Origin of the sequence: Sphingomonas endophytica, assembly GCF_001476895.1 — a bacterium.
Classification (GTDB): domain Bacteria; phylum Pseudomonadota; class Alphaproteobacteria; order Sphingomonadales; family Sphingomonadaceae; genus Sphingomonas; species Sphingomonas endophytica_A.
Window position 1 is genome coordinate 96,857 of sequence record NZ_LDTB01000001.1, and the last position, 14,538, is coordinate 111,394.

16 protein-coding genes are annotated in these 14,538 nt (G+C 68.1%); 6 read left to right on the top strand and 10 right to left on the bottom strand.

The window, feature by feature from the left end:
* The first annotated feature begins 122 nt into the window (after positions 1–122).
* From NS334_RS00495 to NS334_RS00505, 4 genes are all read left to right on the top strand, one after another.
* On the top strand, positions 123–2,441 hold the full coding sequence (locus NS334_RS00495; protein ID WP_428835026.1) for an ATP-dependent helicase: 2,319 nt from the start codon (positions 123–125) through the stop codon (positions 2,439–2,441).
* A gap of 50 nt (positions 2,442–2,491) precedes the next feature.
* A complete protein-coding gene (locus tag NS334_RS18795) occupies positions 2,492–2,665 on the top strand; it encodes a hypothetical protein (protein ID WP_206542622.1) in 174 nt (57 codons plus the stop codon).
* A gap of 185 nt (positions 2,666–2,850) precedes the next feature.
* A complete protein-coding gene (locus NS334_RS19240) occupies positions 2,851–2,979 on the top strand; it encodes a hypothetical protein (RefSeq protein WP_275044666.1) in 129 nt (42 codons plus the stop codon).
* Between the two features lie 257 nt (positions 2,980–3,236).
* Positions 3,237–4,499 carry an MFS transporter gene (locus NS334_RS00505; RefSeq protein ID WP_058754010.1) on the top strand — a complete coding sequence of 421 codons (1,263 nt, stop codon included), beginning with the start codon at positions 3,237–3,239 and terminating at the stop codon, positions 4,497–4,499.
* On the opposite strand, the gene rsmD is transcribed toward NS334_RS00505, so the two are convergent.
* Complete coding sequence (gene rsmD / locus NS334_RS00510; protein WP_058754011.1) at positions 4,486–5,025, bottom strand: 16S rRNA (guanine(966)-N(2))-methyltransferase RsmD; 540 nt, start codon at positions 5,023–5,025, stop codon at positions 4,486–4,488. The two genes, NS334_RS00505 and rsmD, sit on opposite strands and share 14 nt — an antisense overlap.
* A complete protein-coding gene (locus NS334_RS00515; RefSeq protein ID WP_058754012.1) occupies positions 5,022–6,050 on the bottom strand; it encodes a pseudouridine synthase in 1,029 nt (342 codons plus the stop codon). Before NS334_RS00515 ends, rsmD begins: the two co-directional genes overlap by 4 nt.
* 93 nt (positions 6,051–6,143) lie before the next feature.
* Between NS334_RS00515 and NS334_RS00520 the strand changes: the two genes are divergently transcribed.
* Together NS334_RS00520 and NS334_RS00525 are read left to right on the top strand one after the other, a co-directional pair.
* Positions 6,144–6,578: a response regulator gene (locus NS334_RS00520; protein ID WP_058754013.1), complete on the top strand. Its 435-nt coding sequence runs from the start codon at positions 6,144–6,146 to the stop codon at positions 6,576–6,578.
* A 76-nt stretch (positions 6,579–6,654) separates the two neighbouring features.
* The gene (locus NS334_RS00525; RefSeq protein WP_058754014.1) at positions 6,655–7,989 is read left to right on the top strand and encodes an AmpG family muropeptide MFS transporter; all 1,335 of its coding nucleotides are present in this window, start codon (positions 6,655–6,657) and stop codon (positions 7,987–7,989) included.
* Here the strand turns inward: NS334_RS00525 and NS334_RS00530 are convergent.
* From NS334_RS00530 to NS334_RS00565, 8 genes are all read right to left on the bottom strand, one after another.
* Positions 7,986–8,423 carry a DUF6628 family protein gene (locus tag NS334_RS00530; RefSeq protein WP_058754015.1) on the bottom strand — a complete coding sequence of 146 codons (438 nt, stop codon included), beginning with the start codon at positions 8,421–8,423 and terminating at the stop codon, positions 7,986–7,988. The genes NS334_RS00525 and NS334_RS00530 overlap by 4 nt on opposite strands.
* A gap of 68 nt (positions 8,424–8,491) precedes the next feature.
* Positions 8,492–9,826, bottom strand: a complete 1,335-nt coding sequence (locus NS334_RS00535; RefSeq protein ID WP_058754016.1) for a bifunctional folylpolyglutamate synthase/dihydrofolate synthase — start codon at positions 9,824–9,826, stop codon at positions 8,492–8,494.
* Between the two features lie 30 nt (positions 9,827–9,856).
* Positions 9,857–10,723 (bottom strand): acetyl-CoA carboxylase, carboxyltransferase subunit beta, encoded by an 867-nt coding sequence (gene accD / locus NS334_RS00540; protein WP_058754017.1) that lies wholly within the window; start codon positions 10,721–10,723, stop codon positions 9,857–9,859.
* Positions 10,720–11,520: a tryptophan synthase subunit alpha gene (gene trpA / locus NS334_RS00545; protein ID WP_058754018.1), complete on the bottom strand. Its 801-nt coding sequence runs from the start codon at positions 11,518–11,520 to the stop codon at positions 10,720–10,722. Before trpA ends, accD begins: the two co-directional genes overlap by 4 nt.
* Positions 11,517–12,746: a tryptophan synthase subunit beta gene (gene trpB, locus NS334_RS00550; RefSeq protein ID WP_058754019.1), complete on the bottom strand. Its 1,230-nt coding sequence runs from the start codon at positions 12,744–12,746 to the stop codon at positions 11,517–11,519. The genes trpA and trpB overlap by 4 nt, the downstream gene beginning before the upstream one ends.
* Positions 12,743–13,381 carry a phosphoribosylanthranilate isomerase gene (locus NS334_RS00555; RefSeq protein WP_058754020.1) on the bottom strand — a complete coding sequence of 213 codons (639 nt, stop codon included), beginning with the start codon at positions 13,379–13,381 and terminating at the stop codon, positions 12,743–12,745. Before NS334_RS00555 ends, trpB begins: the two co-directional genes overlap by 4 nt.
* A 150-nt stretch (positions 13,382–13,531) precedes the next feature.
* Complete coding sequence (pyrF, locus tag NS334_RS00560) at positions 13,532–14,206, bottom strand: orotidine-5'-phosphate decarboxylase (RefSeq protein ID WP_058754021.1); 675 nt, start codon at positions 14,204–14,206, stop codon at positions 13,532–13,534.
* Positions 14,206–14,535, bottom strand: a complete 330-nt coding sequence (locus NS334_RS00565; protein ID WP_058754022.1) for a lipopolysaccharide assembly protein LapA domain-containing protein — start codon at positions 14,533–14,535, stop codon at positions 14,206–14,208. Before NS334_RS00565 ends, pyrF begins: the two co-directional genes overlap by 1 nt.
* Positions 14,536–14,538: the final 3 nt, after the last annotated feature.

The window sequence follows — 14,538 nt, forward strand, 5'->3', positions numbered from 1 at the left end:
GACGTGGCTGCCGATGCGCGCGCCGTAGGAGGACTGATTTACCGTGGCGCGACGTGGTGGCGACAATTCGATGACTGTGACGAATCGCCGTTTCGCTTGCCCCGAGGAACGTCGTTCCCTACCTGTTCGGCGTGACCGACCTTCGCGACGCCGTTCAGGATCCGCCGTATCTCGCCGGACTCAATCCCCCGCAGCGCGATGCTGTGCTGACCACCGAGGGGCCGGTGTTGGTGCTGGCGGGCGCAGGGACGGGCAAGACCGCCGCACTGACCGCGCGGCTGGCGCATCTGTTGTGGACGCGGCGCGCCTATCCGTCGGAGATCCTGTCCGTCACCTTCACCAACAAGGCGGCGCGCGAGATGCGCGAGCGGGTCGGCCGTCTGGTCGGTGACGCGGTGGAGGGGATGCCGTGGCTGGGGACGTTCCATGCGATCGGCGCGAAGATGCTGCGCCGCCATGCCGAACTGGTCGGGCTGCAGAGCAATTTCACGATCCTCGACACGGACGACCAGCTGCGACTGCTCAAGCAATTGATCGTTGCCGCGGATATCGATGAGAAGCGCTTTCCGGCGCGCTCGCTGGCCGGGTTGATCGACGAGTGGAAGAACAAGGGACTCGTCCCCGCCGACGTCGATGCCGGGGAGAGCGAGCGCTATGCCAACGGGCGCGGCGGCGAGCTGTACCAGCAATATCAGGAGCGGTTGAAGGCGGTGAACGCCTGCGACTTCGGCGACCTGCTGCTGCATGTGCTGACGATCCTGAAGCGCGATCGCGGTGTGCTGGAGCAATATCAGCAGCGCTTCCGCTACATCATGGTGGACGAGTATCAGGACACGAATTCGGTCCAGTATCTCTGGCTGCGCTTGCTGGCGCAGGAGCGGCGCAACATCTGCTGCGTCGGTGACGACGACCAGTCGATCTATTCGTGGCGTGGCGCGCAGGTCGAGAATATCCTGAAGTTCGAGAAGGATTTTCCCGGTGCCAAGGTGATCCGGCTGGAGCAGAACTATCGCTCCACCCCGCACATTCTCGGCGCGGCGTCGGGGGTGATCGCCAACAATGGCGGGCGGCTGGGCAAGCAATTGTGGACCGAGCTGGACGCGGGCGAAAAGGTCCGCGTGCTGGGCGTCTGGGACGGGCCGGAGGAGGCGAGGCGGGTCGCCGACGAGATCGAGGCGGCGCAGCGCGGCGGGACGAGCCTCGACGATGTCGCGATCCTTGTCCGCGCGCAGCACCAGACGCGCGAGTTCGAGGACCGCTTCATCTCGATCGGGCTGCCGTACCGGATCGTCGGCGGCTTCCGCTTCTACGAGCGCGCCGAGATTCGCGATGCGCTGGCTTACCTGCGCGTCGTCAACCAGCCTGCGGACGATCTGGCTTTCGAGCGGATCGTCAACACGCCGAAGCGCGGTCTCGGCGACAAGGCGATCGCCAAGCTGCACCAGCTCGCGCGCGGGGAGGGCGTGCCGCTGTCGATCGCGGCGGCACGCATCCTCGACACCGATGAACTGACCCCGCAGGCGCGCAAGGCACTTGGCCGGTTCGTCGGCGATGTCGCGCGCTGGCGCGATATGGCGCGCGACCTACCGCACCCGGAACTGGCGCGGCAGATCCTCGACGAGAGCGGCTATACCGCGATGTATCAGGCCGAGAAATCGACCGAAGCGGCGGGACGGCTGGAGAATCTGACCGAGCTGGTGCGCGCGATGGAGGAATATGAGAGCCTCGGCGCGTTCCTCGAGCATGTCAGCCTGGTCATGGACAATGAGGCGACGCGCGAGGACCCCAAGGTGACGATCATGACGATCCACGCCGCCAAGGGACTGGAGTTCGACACGGTTTTCCTCGCCGGTTGGGAGGAAGGGCTATTCCCGTCGCAGCGTTCGCTGGACGAAGGCGGCACGCGCTCGCTGGAGGAGGAGCGCCGGCTCGCCTATGTCGCGATCACGCGCGCGCGGCGACGCGCGACGATCCTCCACGCCGCCAACCGCCGCATCTATGGCCAGTGGACCAGTTCGATCCCGTCGCGCTTCGTCGGTGAACTGCCACCACACCATATCGAGAGCGAGACCAGCATGTCGGGCGGCGAGAGCCTGTGGCGCGCGAACTGGTCCGAACGCGCCGACCCGTTCGCCGACGTGGCGCGCGGCACGGGACGTGGTCCGGGGTGGCAGCGCGCGGCGGGCGCGCTGGGTTCGAGGCCCGGCGGCGAATGGTCGAGCCGTACCTTCACCCGCGAACCGACACGGATCGTCGAAAGCCGCAGTTCGGCGGTCAGCCTGGGCAACAAGGGCCGCAGCGACCTGTCGACGGGGCAGCGCGTGTTCCACCAGAAGTTCGGCTATGGCATCATTGCGGAAATCGAGGGCAACAAGCTGGAAATCGACTTCGAACAGGCGGGCCGCAAGCGCGTGATGGACAGCTTCGTCAGCGTGGGGTGAGCGGCGTTTTGTGCGCGCCGCGCGTTGACGCGCGCGAAGGAGCGCTGCCGATGTCCGAAACCGCCGACAAGACCGATCCCGCGCTTTGGGAGAAGGTGCAGGATGAGGTCACCGTCGGGGCGAAAGGCGGCGTGATGGGGCAATGGTCGGCGCGCCAGGCGCAGATGGCGGTCACCGGGTACACGGTGCGGCGATGGCTACAAGGGTGCGAGAAACGAGGATAACTCGCTCCATCGATGGGCCGGGAGGCGTGGGGTACGAAGTCCGGCAAGCGCAGCGGTGAGGCGGGCCCGCGCGATCTGCCCAAGGCGGCGCGCGCGGCGCTGTCGGATGCGGACTAGGCCCGAACCACCGCGAAGAAGCGCACGGATACCAGGAAGGGCAGCAATCCTCCGCCCAGCCGGGTGACGTGGCGAACAAGACCCGGGTCCATCGCGACCATCGCAACCGCGATCAATTCTATGCCGAGGCGAAGAAGCGCAACATTGTCGGACACTCGCGGATGACGAAGGCCGAGCTGCTGGACGTGCTCGCTTGATGACGACCGACGGGCTTGGGCTGAAAAGACGGGGCAGCCGCGCGGCTGCCCCATAGTTCAGGGAATAGCCGGGCGAGGGGGCTGCCCGGTCATGCGACGTCCGCCAGGGGAGCGACGTCACCCGGCCTGTCTAGCGCGGCGACATTGCTGTCTTGTGTCGGTGCACCACACTTTGATGGCTGAGTGGCAGAAATTCCGGCGTTGACGAACGAGGTACCGCGGTTGGAAAGGGGCGCATGTCCGCATCCTCCACGATTATGGCCGGCGCCGCGTCACACCGCCGCATCCTGTTGGCCAGCCTGGTCGGCACGTCGGTCGAATTCTACGACTTCTACATCTACGCGACCGCCGCCTCGCTGGTGTTCGGGCCGTTGTTCTTCCCGGCTGGGGATCCATCCGCGCAGCTGTTGGCGGCCTATGCCAGTCTGGCGGTGGCGTTCTTTGCGCGGCCGGTGGGCGCTTGGGCGTTCGGCCATTACGGCGACCGCATCGGGCGCAAGTCGACATTGGTCGCCAGCCTGCTGCTGATGGGCGGCTCGACCCTGGCCATCGCGTTCCTGCCCACCTATGCGCAGGCCGGCTATCTCGCCCCGGCGCTGTTGTGCGCCTTGCGCTTCGGACAGGGTTTCGGACTGGGCGGCGAGTGGGGCGGTGCTGCGTTGCTGGCGGTGGAGAATGCACCACCGGGCAAGCGTGGCCGCTATGGCATGGTCCCGCAACTGGGTGCGCCGGTCGGCTTCATCGCCGCGAACGGCCTGTTCCTGGTGCTGGGGCTGGTCATGACACCAGCGCAGTTCCTGGCGTGGGGGTGGCGCATTCCGTTCGTCCTGTCGATCGTGTTGGTGGGGCTCGGGCTCTGGGTGCGGCTCAAGATCACCGAGACACCCGCCTTCGCCCGCGTGCTGGAAGAGGGTCCGCCGCCGCAGGTGCCGATGGGCGAACTGTTGCGCGATCACTGGCGCGCCGCGCTCGGCGGAACGCTCGGGGCCGTCGCCTGCTTCGCGGTCTATTATCTCGCGACCGCCTTTACGCTGGGGTATGCGGTGACTCGGCTGGGCATCGATCGTGAGACGGTCCTGGCGATGCAGTTGGGCGCGATCCTGTTCATGGCCGCCGGTATCGTGCTATCCGGCATTTGGGCGGACCGCAGTTCCCCGCAGCATGTCCTGAAATGGGGATGCGTGGGCGCGGTCGTCGCAGGGTTCGTGCTCGCCCCCGGCCTGGGATCGGGTTCGCTGCCGCTGATGTTCGCCAGCCTTGCCTTCGCGCTGTTCGTAATGGGGTTCGTCTATGGCCCGCTGGGCGCATGGTTGCCGGGGCTGTTCCCGGCGCGGGTGCGCTACACGGGGGTCAGTCTGGCGTTCAACATGGCGGGGATCATCGGTGGCGGGCTGACCCCCGTGGCGGCGGAAGCGCTGACGCGGCGCGGGGGATTGCCGTTGGTGGGGGGCTATCTCGCGACGATGTCGCTGCTCAGTCTGGCGGCGTTGCTGGCGATGCGAAAGCCTATGCGCGCCTGAGCAGCATCAACCGCGCGCGACCGTGGGTACGGTCGGCGTCCACCACGAAGCCGGATGGCGCGTCGCCCTCGCCCTTCGCCGTTTCGATCGATACCCAGGTGGCAGGACCGATCCAGCCAAGCCGCGCCAGCTTGTCTGCCGCGACCGCGCCGGCTCCGGTGGTATAGGGCGGGTCCATCATCACGATGTCGAGAGGCGCCCGCGCCGGTCCAAGCGCCAGCACCGACGCCGCGCGCACATCGGCCCCGGTCGCGCCGAGCTTTGCGATATTGGCGCGGAGTGCGTCCAGGGCAGCCTTGTCCTGTTCGACGAACAGGCATGATGCCGCGCCACGCGACAGCGCCTCAAGACCCAAAGCGCCAGAGCCGGCGAACAGGTCGGCCACCGACAACCCCTCGAAACTGCCGACGCGGCTGGCGAGCATTGAGAACAATGCCTCACGCGTGCGATCGGCGGTCGGGCGGGTGGCGTCGCCCTTTGGCGCGACCAGCGGGCGGCCGCGCCACGTTCCGGCGATGATCCTCACTTACGCCCCCGCGGCCTGGTCGTCGCCTTGGGCTTGGGTTTGGCCCAGCCGGGTTTGCGCTTGATCTGGGCGGGACGCGTCGCCGTGGCGGGCACATCGACCACCGGCGCCGGTGGTGTCTTGGCGGGGACCGGATCCCGAACCGGTGAAGCGACGCGAGGCTGAGCCTTGGCGGAGCGGGTCGGCGGGGCAGCGCGTTGCTCCCCCAAGCGGTTCGGCGCCGGCCGTCGTACCGGGGCGCGCCGAGCGCCGCCGACGCTGACATCCTGCACCGGCTCGCGCAGCTTCGGCGCGGCCTTCAGCGTCTGGCGGAACGCGATGAGGTCGGCGACGCGGACCTCGCCGATATCCCCGACCGGCAGATCGCCGAGTACGAACGGGCCGTAACGGGTCCGGATCAACCGGCTGACGCGCAGCCCGAGATGCTCCAGAACGCGACGCACCTCACGGTTCTTGCCCTCGCGCAAGGTCATCTCGATCCAGACGTTCGCGCCGGTCCGTCGCTCCAGGTTCGCGTCGATCGGGCCGTAGCGGATGCCGTCGATCTCCACGCCGTGGATCAACTCCTCGAGCTGCTCCTGACTGACCTGACCGTAGGCGCGCGCGCGATAGCTGCGCTCCACCCCCGTGACGGGAAGCTCAAGCTGGCGCTTCAATCCGCCGTCGGTGGTCATCAGCAGCAGCCCCTCGGTATTGAGGTCGAGCCGCCCGACCGGCACCAGCCGCGGAAGATCCTTCGGCAGGCGGTCGTAGATCGTCGCGCGACCGGCGGGATCGCGTTCGGCGGTCAGAACGCCGGTCGGCTTGTGGAACAGGAACAGCCGCGTCGGCTCGGCGGCGGCGACGGGGTTTCCGTCGACCGTGACGCCATCGAGCGAGGGCAGGACGGTGGCGGCGGTGTCGAGCACCACGCCGTCCTTCGCCACACGACCCTCGACGATCATGCGTTCGACCTCGCGCCGGGACGCGACGCCGGCGCGGGCGAGCAGTTTGGCGATGCGGTGCGAGGATCGTTCGTCGGCCATATGGAAGCGCTTAGCGGATCGCGAACGAAGATGCGGGAAATAATTGCACGGTGTCGAGTTTGGAAGGCGAGGGTGGCAGCAGCGAGACGGTACATGTTGTTCGGACGGCGGGAACGAACGATCGAGAAGCTGCTGGTGGTGGAGGACGAGCCGCTTGTGGCGTTCGACACCGAGCACATGCTGAGCGAGCAGGGCTTCGATGTGGTGGCGACGGTCGACCGGGTCGCGCATGCCGTGCATCTGATTGACAATGGTGCGGCGATCGATCTGGTGCTGGCGGATGTCCGGCTGGCCGACGGGACCGGGCTGGATGTCGCACGCGCCGCCTCGGCGCGGGGGATTCCAGTGTTGTTCGTAACGGGCGCATGTCCGCCCGAGGCGAAGGATGTCGCGATCGGTTGCTTGACCAAACCTTATACGCAGCGAGCGCTGCTGGACGCGATCGGGGCTATCGAAACGACGGTCGAAGGCAAGATGCCGCCGAAGTTGCCGGGGGGATTGCGGCTCTTCGGCGCCGCCGCCGGCTGATCGCCGGATCGTACAGGCTTACGCCGCGCCATTTTCACGCTAAGTCCGCCAGAAGCTTTTGAGAGGCGGAGGATTGATGGCGGCGCGGGCGGATGGAAGGACATGGGTGGACGGCGTGCGTCCGTATCTTGAGCGAGGCCCGCTGGCGGCCTTCGCGCTCGGTGTCTCATCGGGCTTCCCCTATGCGATGATCGCCGCGACGCTGACGACGCGATTGGCGCAGGACGGCATCGACAAGAAAACCGTCACTGCCTTCAGCCTCGCGTTCCTCGTCTACAACATCAAGTTTCTGTGGGCCTGGGTGGTCGACGGCGTACGGCTGCCCGTGATCGGACGGCTGGGGCAGCGCGTGTCGTGGCTGATCTTCGCGGGACTGTTGGTGATCGCGGCGGTCGCCAACCTCGCGCTTGCCGATCCGCGTGCCAGCATCGCGGCGACCGCCACAGCCGCCGTACTGGTGGGGATCGCCGGATCGACGTTCGATGTGGTGATCGACGCGTATCGGATCGAGATCCTGGAACCGCGTCAACTGGGCGTCGGATCGGGCATGAGCCAATATGGCTGGCGGATCGGCTCGGCGGGGGCGGCGTCGCTCGCGCTGGTCGTCGCGGCGCGATACGGGTGGGAGGCCGCGTATCTCTCCACCGCCGCGCTCGCGCTCCCCGCGATCCTCGCCGGGTTGATCATCGGAGAGCCGCGCCGCCACCGCGAGCCGCAGCAGCGCGCCGGCCTGTCGGCGGCGGTCGCGGCGATCTGGCGCCCGTTCGTGCAATTCTTCGCGCGGCCCGGCGCCGTCGTCGTGCTGGCGTTCATCCTGATCCACAAGATCGGCGACACGCTGGGCCAGCTGGTGTTGCGGCTGCTGCTCGACGATCTGAAGTTCAGCAATGATGAGATCGCGCTCTATGATGTCGGCGTCGGCTTCTGGGCCTATCTGATCGGCATCTTCATCGGGGGGGCGCTCTATGCCCGGCTGGGACTGAAACGATCGGTGCTGATCAGCCTGATCCTGATGGCGTTGTCGAACGCCAGCTTCGCTCTGCTGGCGGCGGCCGGGCATAGCAACGAAGGGCTGGCCGGCGCGATGATGTTCGAGAACATCGCCTCCGGAATTGGTGGCGTGACGGTCGTCGCCTATTTCTCGGCATTGTGCGACCTGCGCTTCACCGCCGCGCAATATGCGCTGATTTCTGCGGCGGCGAGCGTGGTCGGGCGGGTCGTGACCGGCACGACGGCGGGTGCGATCGTCGAGCGCGTCGGGTTCGTGAACTTTTATCTGCTGACGGTGGTCGTCGCACTGCCGGGTATCGCGTTGTTCTGGTGGATGAGCCGCTCCGGCCTCGTCGATCGCTCGGTGGGCAGCGCCGGAACCGAGGGGCCCGGCGATGCGCGGGACGGGGCGAGCGGTTAGAGGACGACCGGCCGCCCCTCGTCGGCGAAGGCGGTGGCGACCGCCGCCGCGCTGGCGAGGACGCCATCGACATGGCGCTGGCCCAGCAGATCCTGCATCAGCAGGCGCGCGCTGTCGGGTCGGATCTCGACCCGCGCGAGGATCGCGAGCAGCACCTGCTCCGACGCGGTCATGCGCGCGCAGCAACATGGCGCGATCGAGATCGCGGCGGCGGCATGGGCCGCCATGTCCGCCATCAGCCCACGCATCAACGTCAACGGCCGACGGAACGCCTCTCCGAACATCGTAAACATCGCATGCGCCGCCCGCGCGTCGGAAAGGCCGTTCGCTCCCATTCGCCGCATGGCGAACAACAGGACGCGCGCGCTCGGGCATTCGGGCAAAGCGTGCGGAAGAACGGTGATGGTCGTGGCGGCAGCGGGAAGCTGGGTCATGAGCAGGCGACTCCTCTTACACCCGCAAGGTCGCCTGTCCGCTATTGCAAGTCAATCGCATATTTCCGTCATTCCGGCAGTTCGTCGTTCGCCTTCAGCACCTCACCGGCGAGATAGAGCGATCCCGCGATCAATATCGTGCGTGACGAACCCGGTGCTCTGGCCAGCATCGTCAGCGCCGATCGGACCGAATCCGCCGGGAGGGCAGTGGAAATACCCAGCGTCGCCGCGATCCTTGCGAGATCGTCGGGATGGTGATGATCGTGTCCCGGGACCGGCAGGGCGATCAACCGTCCGACCCGCGACGCGATCGGAGCGAGCACCCCGGCCACGTCCTTGTTCGCCAGCATCCCCAGGATTACCGCCAGCGGCCGATCACCGTCCGCCGGCACAATCCGGTCGAGCGCCGCGCCGATCGCCGCGCCGGCGGACGCGTTGTGCCCGCCGTCCAGCCAGATCGACGCGCCCGGCACCAGCGCGGTCAGCGGGCCATCGCCTAGCCGCTGCAAGCGCGCCGGCCAGCGCGCGCCGCGCGCCGCCGTGGCGATCGCGGCGTCGGAGACCGGCACCTGCCGCTGGTGCCGGAGCATCGCGGTGGCGAGAGCGAGATTGGCGGCCTGATGCGCGCCGGGAAGCGACGGCAGCGGCAGGTCGAGCGGGCCAGCGGCATCGGCGTACCGGATCAGGTCACGGTCGCGATCGACATGGTAGCGCCACGCGATCTCCTCGACCATGAGCGGCGCACCGGCCCGACGCGCCGTTCCGGCGATGACCGCGGCGATCGCATCGGGATAGCGCATCGTGACCAGCGGCACGCCGGCCTTGGCGATGCCGGCCTTCTCGCCTGCGATCGCCTCCAGGGTGTCGCCCAGGAACGCCTGGTGATCGATCCCCAGCGCGGCGATGCCGCATACCGCCGGCGCCGGCAGGACGTTCGTCGCATCGAGCCGCCCGCCCAGACCGACTTCGATCACGCAGGCCTCCGCCGGCACGCGGGAAAAGGCGAGGAAGGCGGCGGCGGTCGTGATCTCGAAGAAACTCGCGCCGACATCCCCGCCCGCGTCGAGAACCTCGGCCAGCAACGGGGCCAGCGCGTCGTCCGCGATCAACCGCCCGGCGAGGCGTATACGCTCGTTGAAGCGGACGAGGTGCGGGCTGGTATAGGCGTGGACGCGATATCCCGCCGCTTCGAGCGCCGCGCGAAGATAGGCGCAGGTCGATCCCTTGCCATTGGTGCCCGCGACATGGAACACCGGCGGCAGGCGGCGGTGCGGATCACCCAGCCGCGCCAGCAGCCGCGTGATCCGCTCCAGCCCCAGCACGTCGGCACCGGGCGACAGCCGCCACAGTCGGTCGAGCTGCGCTTGCACCGCCGCATCGGCGGAAACGGCGTGATCGGCCATGACGGTCCTGCCAGCCCGCCAGCGTGCCGGTCAGGCCGCCTTGCGCTCGGCGCAGAGGTAGCCGATCACGGTCGCCAGCCGCTCGCGCAGTTCACGGCGGTGCACGACCATGTCGATCAGCCCATGTTCCAGATAATATTCGCTGGTCTGGAAATCGTCGGGCAGCTTCTCGCGAATCGTGTTCTCGATCACCCGCCGCCCGGTGAAGGCCAACGTCGCCTTCGGCTCGGCGATATGCACGTCGCCCAGCATCGCGTAGGCGGCCATCACGCCACCGGAGGTCGGATCGGTCAGCACGACGATATAGGGCAGCCCGGCGTCATGGAGCATCTGGATCGCCACGGTGCTGCGCGGCATCTGCATCAGGCTGAGGATGCCTTCCTGCATCCGCGCGCCGCCCGAGGCGGTGAAGACGATGAACGGCGCGCGATCCTTGATCGCGGTTTCCACGCCCTGGATGAACGCCTCTCCGACCGCCTGGCCCATCGAGCCGCCCATGAAGGCGAAGTCCTGGACGCCGATGACGACGCGCTGCCCGGCGATCGTGCCCCGCGCGTTGACGAACGCGTCCTGTTCCCCGGTGCTGGTGCGCGCCGCCTTCAGGCGATCCGCATACCGCTTCGAATCGCGGAACTTCAGCGGATCCTCGCTGGATCGCGGGGCGGGGAGCACATCGACGCTGTCGTCGTCGAGCAGCTGCGCGAACCGCTCCGACGGACCGATCCGCTCGTGATGATCGCAGGTCGGGCAGACGTAGAGGTTCTCGGCCAGTTCCTTGGTGAAGACCATCGTTCCGCACCCCTTGCACTTGTGCCAGAGATGATCGGGGGTCTGTGCCTTCGCGGCACCGGGAACGATCCCCGACAGCGCGTTGCGGACGTTGCTGAGCCAGCTCATGCCGAAACCTTTCGAGCGTCGGCGAGCGCCGCCGACAGCGATTGTACGTAGGCCGCGACCGGGGCCGCGGCGGCGGTGCCATGATCGGCGACGATCTCGACGATCGCCGAGCCGACGACCACGCCGTCCGCGACCCGCCCGATCGCGCGCGCCTGATCCGGGGTGCGCACGCCGAAGCCGACCACGACCGGCAGGTCGGTCGCGCCCTTCAGCCGCGCCACGGCTTCCTCGATCGAGGATTGCTGCGCCTGTTGCTTGCCGGTGATCCCGGCGACCGACACGTAATAGACGAACCCGCCCGCGCCGTTCAGCACCGTCCCCAGCCGCGTACCCACCGTCGTCGGGGTAGCCAGCCGGATCAGATCGATGCCGGCGTTGCGCAACGCCGGTCCGAGCGCATCGTCCTCCTCGGGCGGCACGTCGACGCAGATCACGCCATCGACCCCCGCGTCGCGCAGCGCATCGGCGAACCATTCCGGCCCGCGCCGCAGCATCGGATTGGCATAGCCCATCAGGACGAGCGGCGTGAGTGGATGGCGCGCACGAAAATCCTTTGCGATCCGCAGGATATCGGCCGTCGTTACGCCGCCTTCGAGCGCGCGGATGTTGGCCGCCTGGATCGCCGGGCCGTCCGCCATCGGATCGGTGAAGGGCATTCCCAACTCGATCACGTCCGCACCGCCCTCGACCAGCGCGTCGAGGATCGCGGGGGTGGCGGCGACCGACGGATCGCCGGCCGTGACGAAGCAGACCAGCGCCGGGCGATCGGCGATGAAGGCGTCGGACAGGCGGGTCAAATCTGCACTCCCAACGCTTCGGCGACGGTGAAGATATCCTTGTCGCCGCGACCGCACAGATTGGCGAGGATGATCGAATCGCTCTGCATTTCCTTGGCCTTGCGGGCGACCGCGGCGATGGCGTGCGAGGGTTCGAGCGCGGGGATGATCCCCTCCACCCGACACAGCAGCTGGAAGGCGTCGAGCGCCTCGCGATCGGTGACGGCGGTGTAATCGACGCGGCCGCTGTCCTTCAGCCACGCATGTTCCGGCCCGATTCCGGGATAGTCGAGCCCGGCCGAGATGGAATGCGCCTCGGCGATCTGCCCGTCGTCGTCCTGCAACAGATAGGTCTTGTTGCCGTGGAGCACGCCGGGGAAACCGCCGGCGAGGCTGGCGGCATGTTTCGCCTCCAGCCCTTCGCCTGCCGCCTCGACGCCCAGCATCTTCACGTCGCGATCGTCGAGGAACGGGTGGAACAGCCCGATCGCGTTCGATCCGCCGCCGATCGCGGCGACCAGCAGGTCGGGCAGCCGCCCGGTGCGGTCGAGCAATTGCGCACGCGCCTCACGCCCGATCACGCTCTGGAAATCGCGCACCAGCTCCGGGTAGGGGTGCGGGCCGGCGGCGGTGCCGATGATGTAGAAGGTGTCGTGGACGTTGGCGACCCAGTCGCGCAACGCCTCGTTCATCGCATCCTTCAGCGTTCGCGCGCCGCTTTCCACCGCCCGCACCTCGGCGCCGAGGAGCTTCATGCGGAACACGTTCGGCTGCTGCCGCTCGACGTCCTTGGCGCCCATGTAGATCACGCAGGGCAGGCCGAAGCGCGCGCAGACGGTCGCGGTCGCGACACCATGCTGCCCCGCGCCCGTCTCCGCGATGATCCGCGTCTTGCCCATGCGGATCGCGAGCAGGATCTGCCCGATGCAATTGTTGATCTTGTGCGCGCCGGTGTGGTTCAACTCGTCGCGCTTGAACCAGACCTGCGCGCCCATTCCCGCCGGCGCGCCATCGCGCAGCGTCTCGGTCAGCCGCTCCGCATAATAGAGCGGCGAGGGGCGGCCGACATAATGTTCGAGCAGGTCGTCGAACTGCGCGGCAAAGGCCGGATCCTCCTTGGCGGCGCGATATTCACGCTCCAGGTCGAGGATCAGCGGCATCAGCGTCTCGGCGACATAGCGGCCGCCATAAGGGCCGAAATGACCGCGCTCGTCGGGATAGGCCCGGAAGGAATTGGGTGCGTTCATGATGCGGAAACCCGTTGCAGGAAGGCGGCGATCTTGTCCATGTCCTTGACGCCCGGCGCGCTCTCCACGCCCGACGATACATCGACCAGCGGCGCGCCGGTCCGTGCGATCGCCTCCGCCACGTTGGCGACGTCGAGACCGCCGGACAAGGCCCAGGGGAGCGGATGGCGGAAGCCGCGCAGCACCTCCCAGTCGAACCGCACGCCCATTCCGCCCGGCAGCGCCGCGCCTTCGGGCGTCTTGGCATCGTAGAGCAGGCGGTCGGCCGCGCCGACGAAGCCCGGCGCGCCGTCGAGATCGGCGCGCGTCTTCACCGCGATCGCCGCCCATGCCTGCGCGCGCGAGAGGCCGCGACAATGCGCGACGCGTCCGGGCGTGGTCTTGTGAAGCTGGACGACATCGAGTCCGCCGGCCGCCACCGAGGCCATCAGGAGGTCGTCGTCGGGATCGACGAACACGCCGACCTTGCGGACATGATCCGGCACGCGCGCGGCCAGCCCGGCGAGTCGATCGAGGCCAAGGTGCCGGGGCGAGGGCGGGAAGATGACGAAGCCGACATGGCTCGCGCCTCCGGCGATGGCGGCATCGAGCGTCGCGGCGGTGGACAGGCCGCAGATCTTGGCGGTGACGGGCATGGCGCGGCCTTAGCGTATCATGACGAGGAGCCAAGCCGTTCGTGATCGAACGGCCGTCATTGCGACCCCGGCGCAGGCCGGGTGAAGCAATCCAGCGCCGGATCAGGACGCCCTGGATTGCTTCGCTACGCTCGCAATGACGAATAGCGCCTACAAAGTGGCGACGATCGCGCGCGCGGCGGCGTCGGGGTCTTCGGCCTGGGTGATCGGGCGGCCGATCACCAGCATCGACGCACCCGCGTCGATCGCGGCGCGCGGGGTGACGACGCGCTTCTGGTCGCCGACCGCGCCGTCCGCCAGGCGGACGCCGGGAACGACGAAGTACCCCTTCGGCCATGCCTGATGCGCGGACTTCACCTCCGCACCCGAGCAGACGATCCCGTCCAGACCGGCCTCCCGCGCCAGATCCGACAGGCGCAACACATGGTCGTGCGCGCTGCCCGACACGCCGGTCGCGGCGAGATCGCCGTCATCGAGACTGGTCAGCATCGTGACCGCGACCACCTTGGTCGATGGGTGGGCGGCGGCCTTCGCATCTTCCAGCATCGCGCGACCGCCACTGGCGTGCACGGTCAGCACGGCGGGGGCGAGCGGGGCGAGCGACTGCACCGCCTTCGCCACGGTGTTGGGGATGTCGTGCAGCTTCAGGTCGAGGAAGACCGGCAGGCCGATCTCCTCCATGGCGCGCACGCCGGCCGGGCCATGCGCGCAGAAGAATTCCAGTCCCAGCTTGATCCCGCCGACATGGTGGCGGACGCGCTGCGCCAGCAGGCGCGCGCGTTCCAGATCGGGCGTGTCGATCGCGACGAAGATACGATTGCCCATCATGCCGCTCCGGTCGGGACAGGGGGAGTGACCGGGTCGGTCGGGGTGATCGGGGTGACGGGTTCCGGCCCGCGCGCCGCCGCGAGCGCGCTCTCCATCGCGCGCTCGGCCGCGGTCAGTCGCTGGCGCAGGCGGAAGCGGGCCCAGCGCTGGTAGACCAGCGTCGGCAGGAAACCGAGGAGAAAGGTGGCCAGCAGAAGCAGCGGCAGGTTCACCTCGGCGACCAGGCCGCCGAACAGCTTGATCGACACGTTGGTCCAGTTGCCGAAGGTGAACACGGCGGCGACGAAGGCGAGCAGGCACCAGAACAGGATCTTCAGAAACTGCATGGC

Bases quoted from the DNA above. Each gene is read 5' to 3' on its own strand.
- NS334_RS00525 (WP_058754014.1), top strand. From the start codon at position 6,655: ATGGCGGCGCGGGCGGATGGAAGGACATGGGTGGACGGCGTGCGTCCG.
- NS334_RS00565 (WP_058754022.1), bottom strand. From the start codon at position 14,535: ATGCAGTTTCTGAAGATCCTGTTCTGGTGCCTGCTCGCCTTCGTCGCC.
- trpB (WP_058754019.1), bottom strand. From the start codon at position 12,746: ATGAACGCACCCAATTCCTTCCGGGCCTATCCCGACGAGCGCGGTCAT.
- NS334_RS00505 (WP_058754010.1), top strand. From the start codon at position 3,237: ATGGCCGGCGCCGCGTCACACCGCCGCATCCTGTTGGCCAGCCTGGTC.
- accD (WP_058754017.1), bottom strand. From the start codon at position 10,723: ATGAGCTGGCTCAGCAACGTCCGCAACGCGCTGTCGGGGATCGTTCCC.
- NS334_RS00535 (WP_058754016.1), bottom strand. From the start codon at position 9,826: ATGGCCGATCACGCCGTTTCCGCCGATGCGGCGGTGCAAGCGCAGCTC.
- NS334_RS00515 (WP_058754012.1), bottom strand. From the start codon at position 6,050: ATGGCCGACGAACGATCCTCGCACCGCATCGCCAAACTGCTCGCCCGC.
- pyrF (WP_058754021.1), bottom strand. From the start codon at position 14,206: ATGGGCAATCGTATCTTCGTCGCGATCGACACGCCCGATCTGGAACGC.
- NS334_RS00530 (WP_058754015.1), bottom strand. From the start codon at position 8,423: ATGACCCAGCTTCCCGCTGCCGCCACGACCATCACCGTTCTTCCGCAC.
- NS334_RS00520 (WP_058754013.1), top strand. From the start codon at position 6,144: ATGTTGTTCGGACGGCGGGAACGAACGATCGAGAAGCTGCTGGTGGTG.
- NS334_RS18795 (WP_206542622.1), top strand. From the start codon at position 2,492: ATGTCCGAAACCGCCGACAAGACCGATCCCGCGCTTTGGGAGAAGGTG.
- NS334_RS00555 (WP_058754020.1), bottom strand. From the start codon at position 13,381: ATGCCCGTCACCGCCAAGATCTGCGGCCTGTCCACCGCCGCGACGCTC.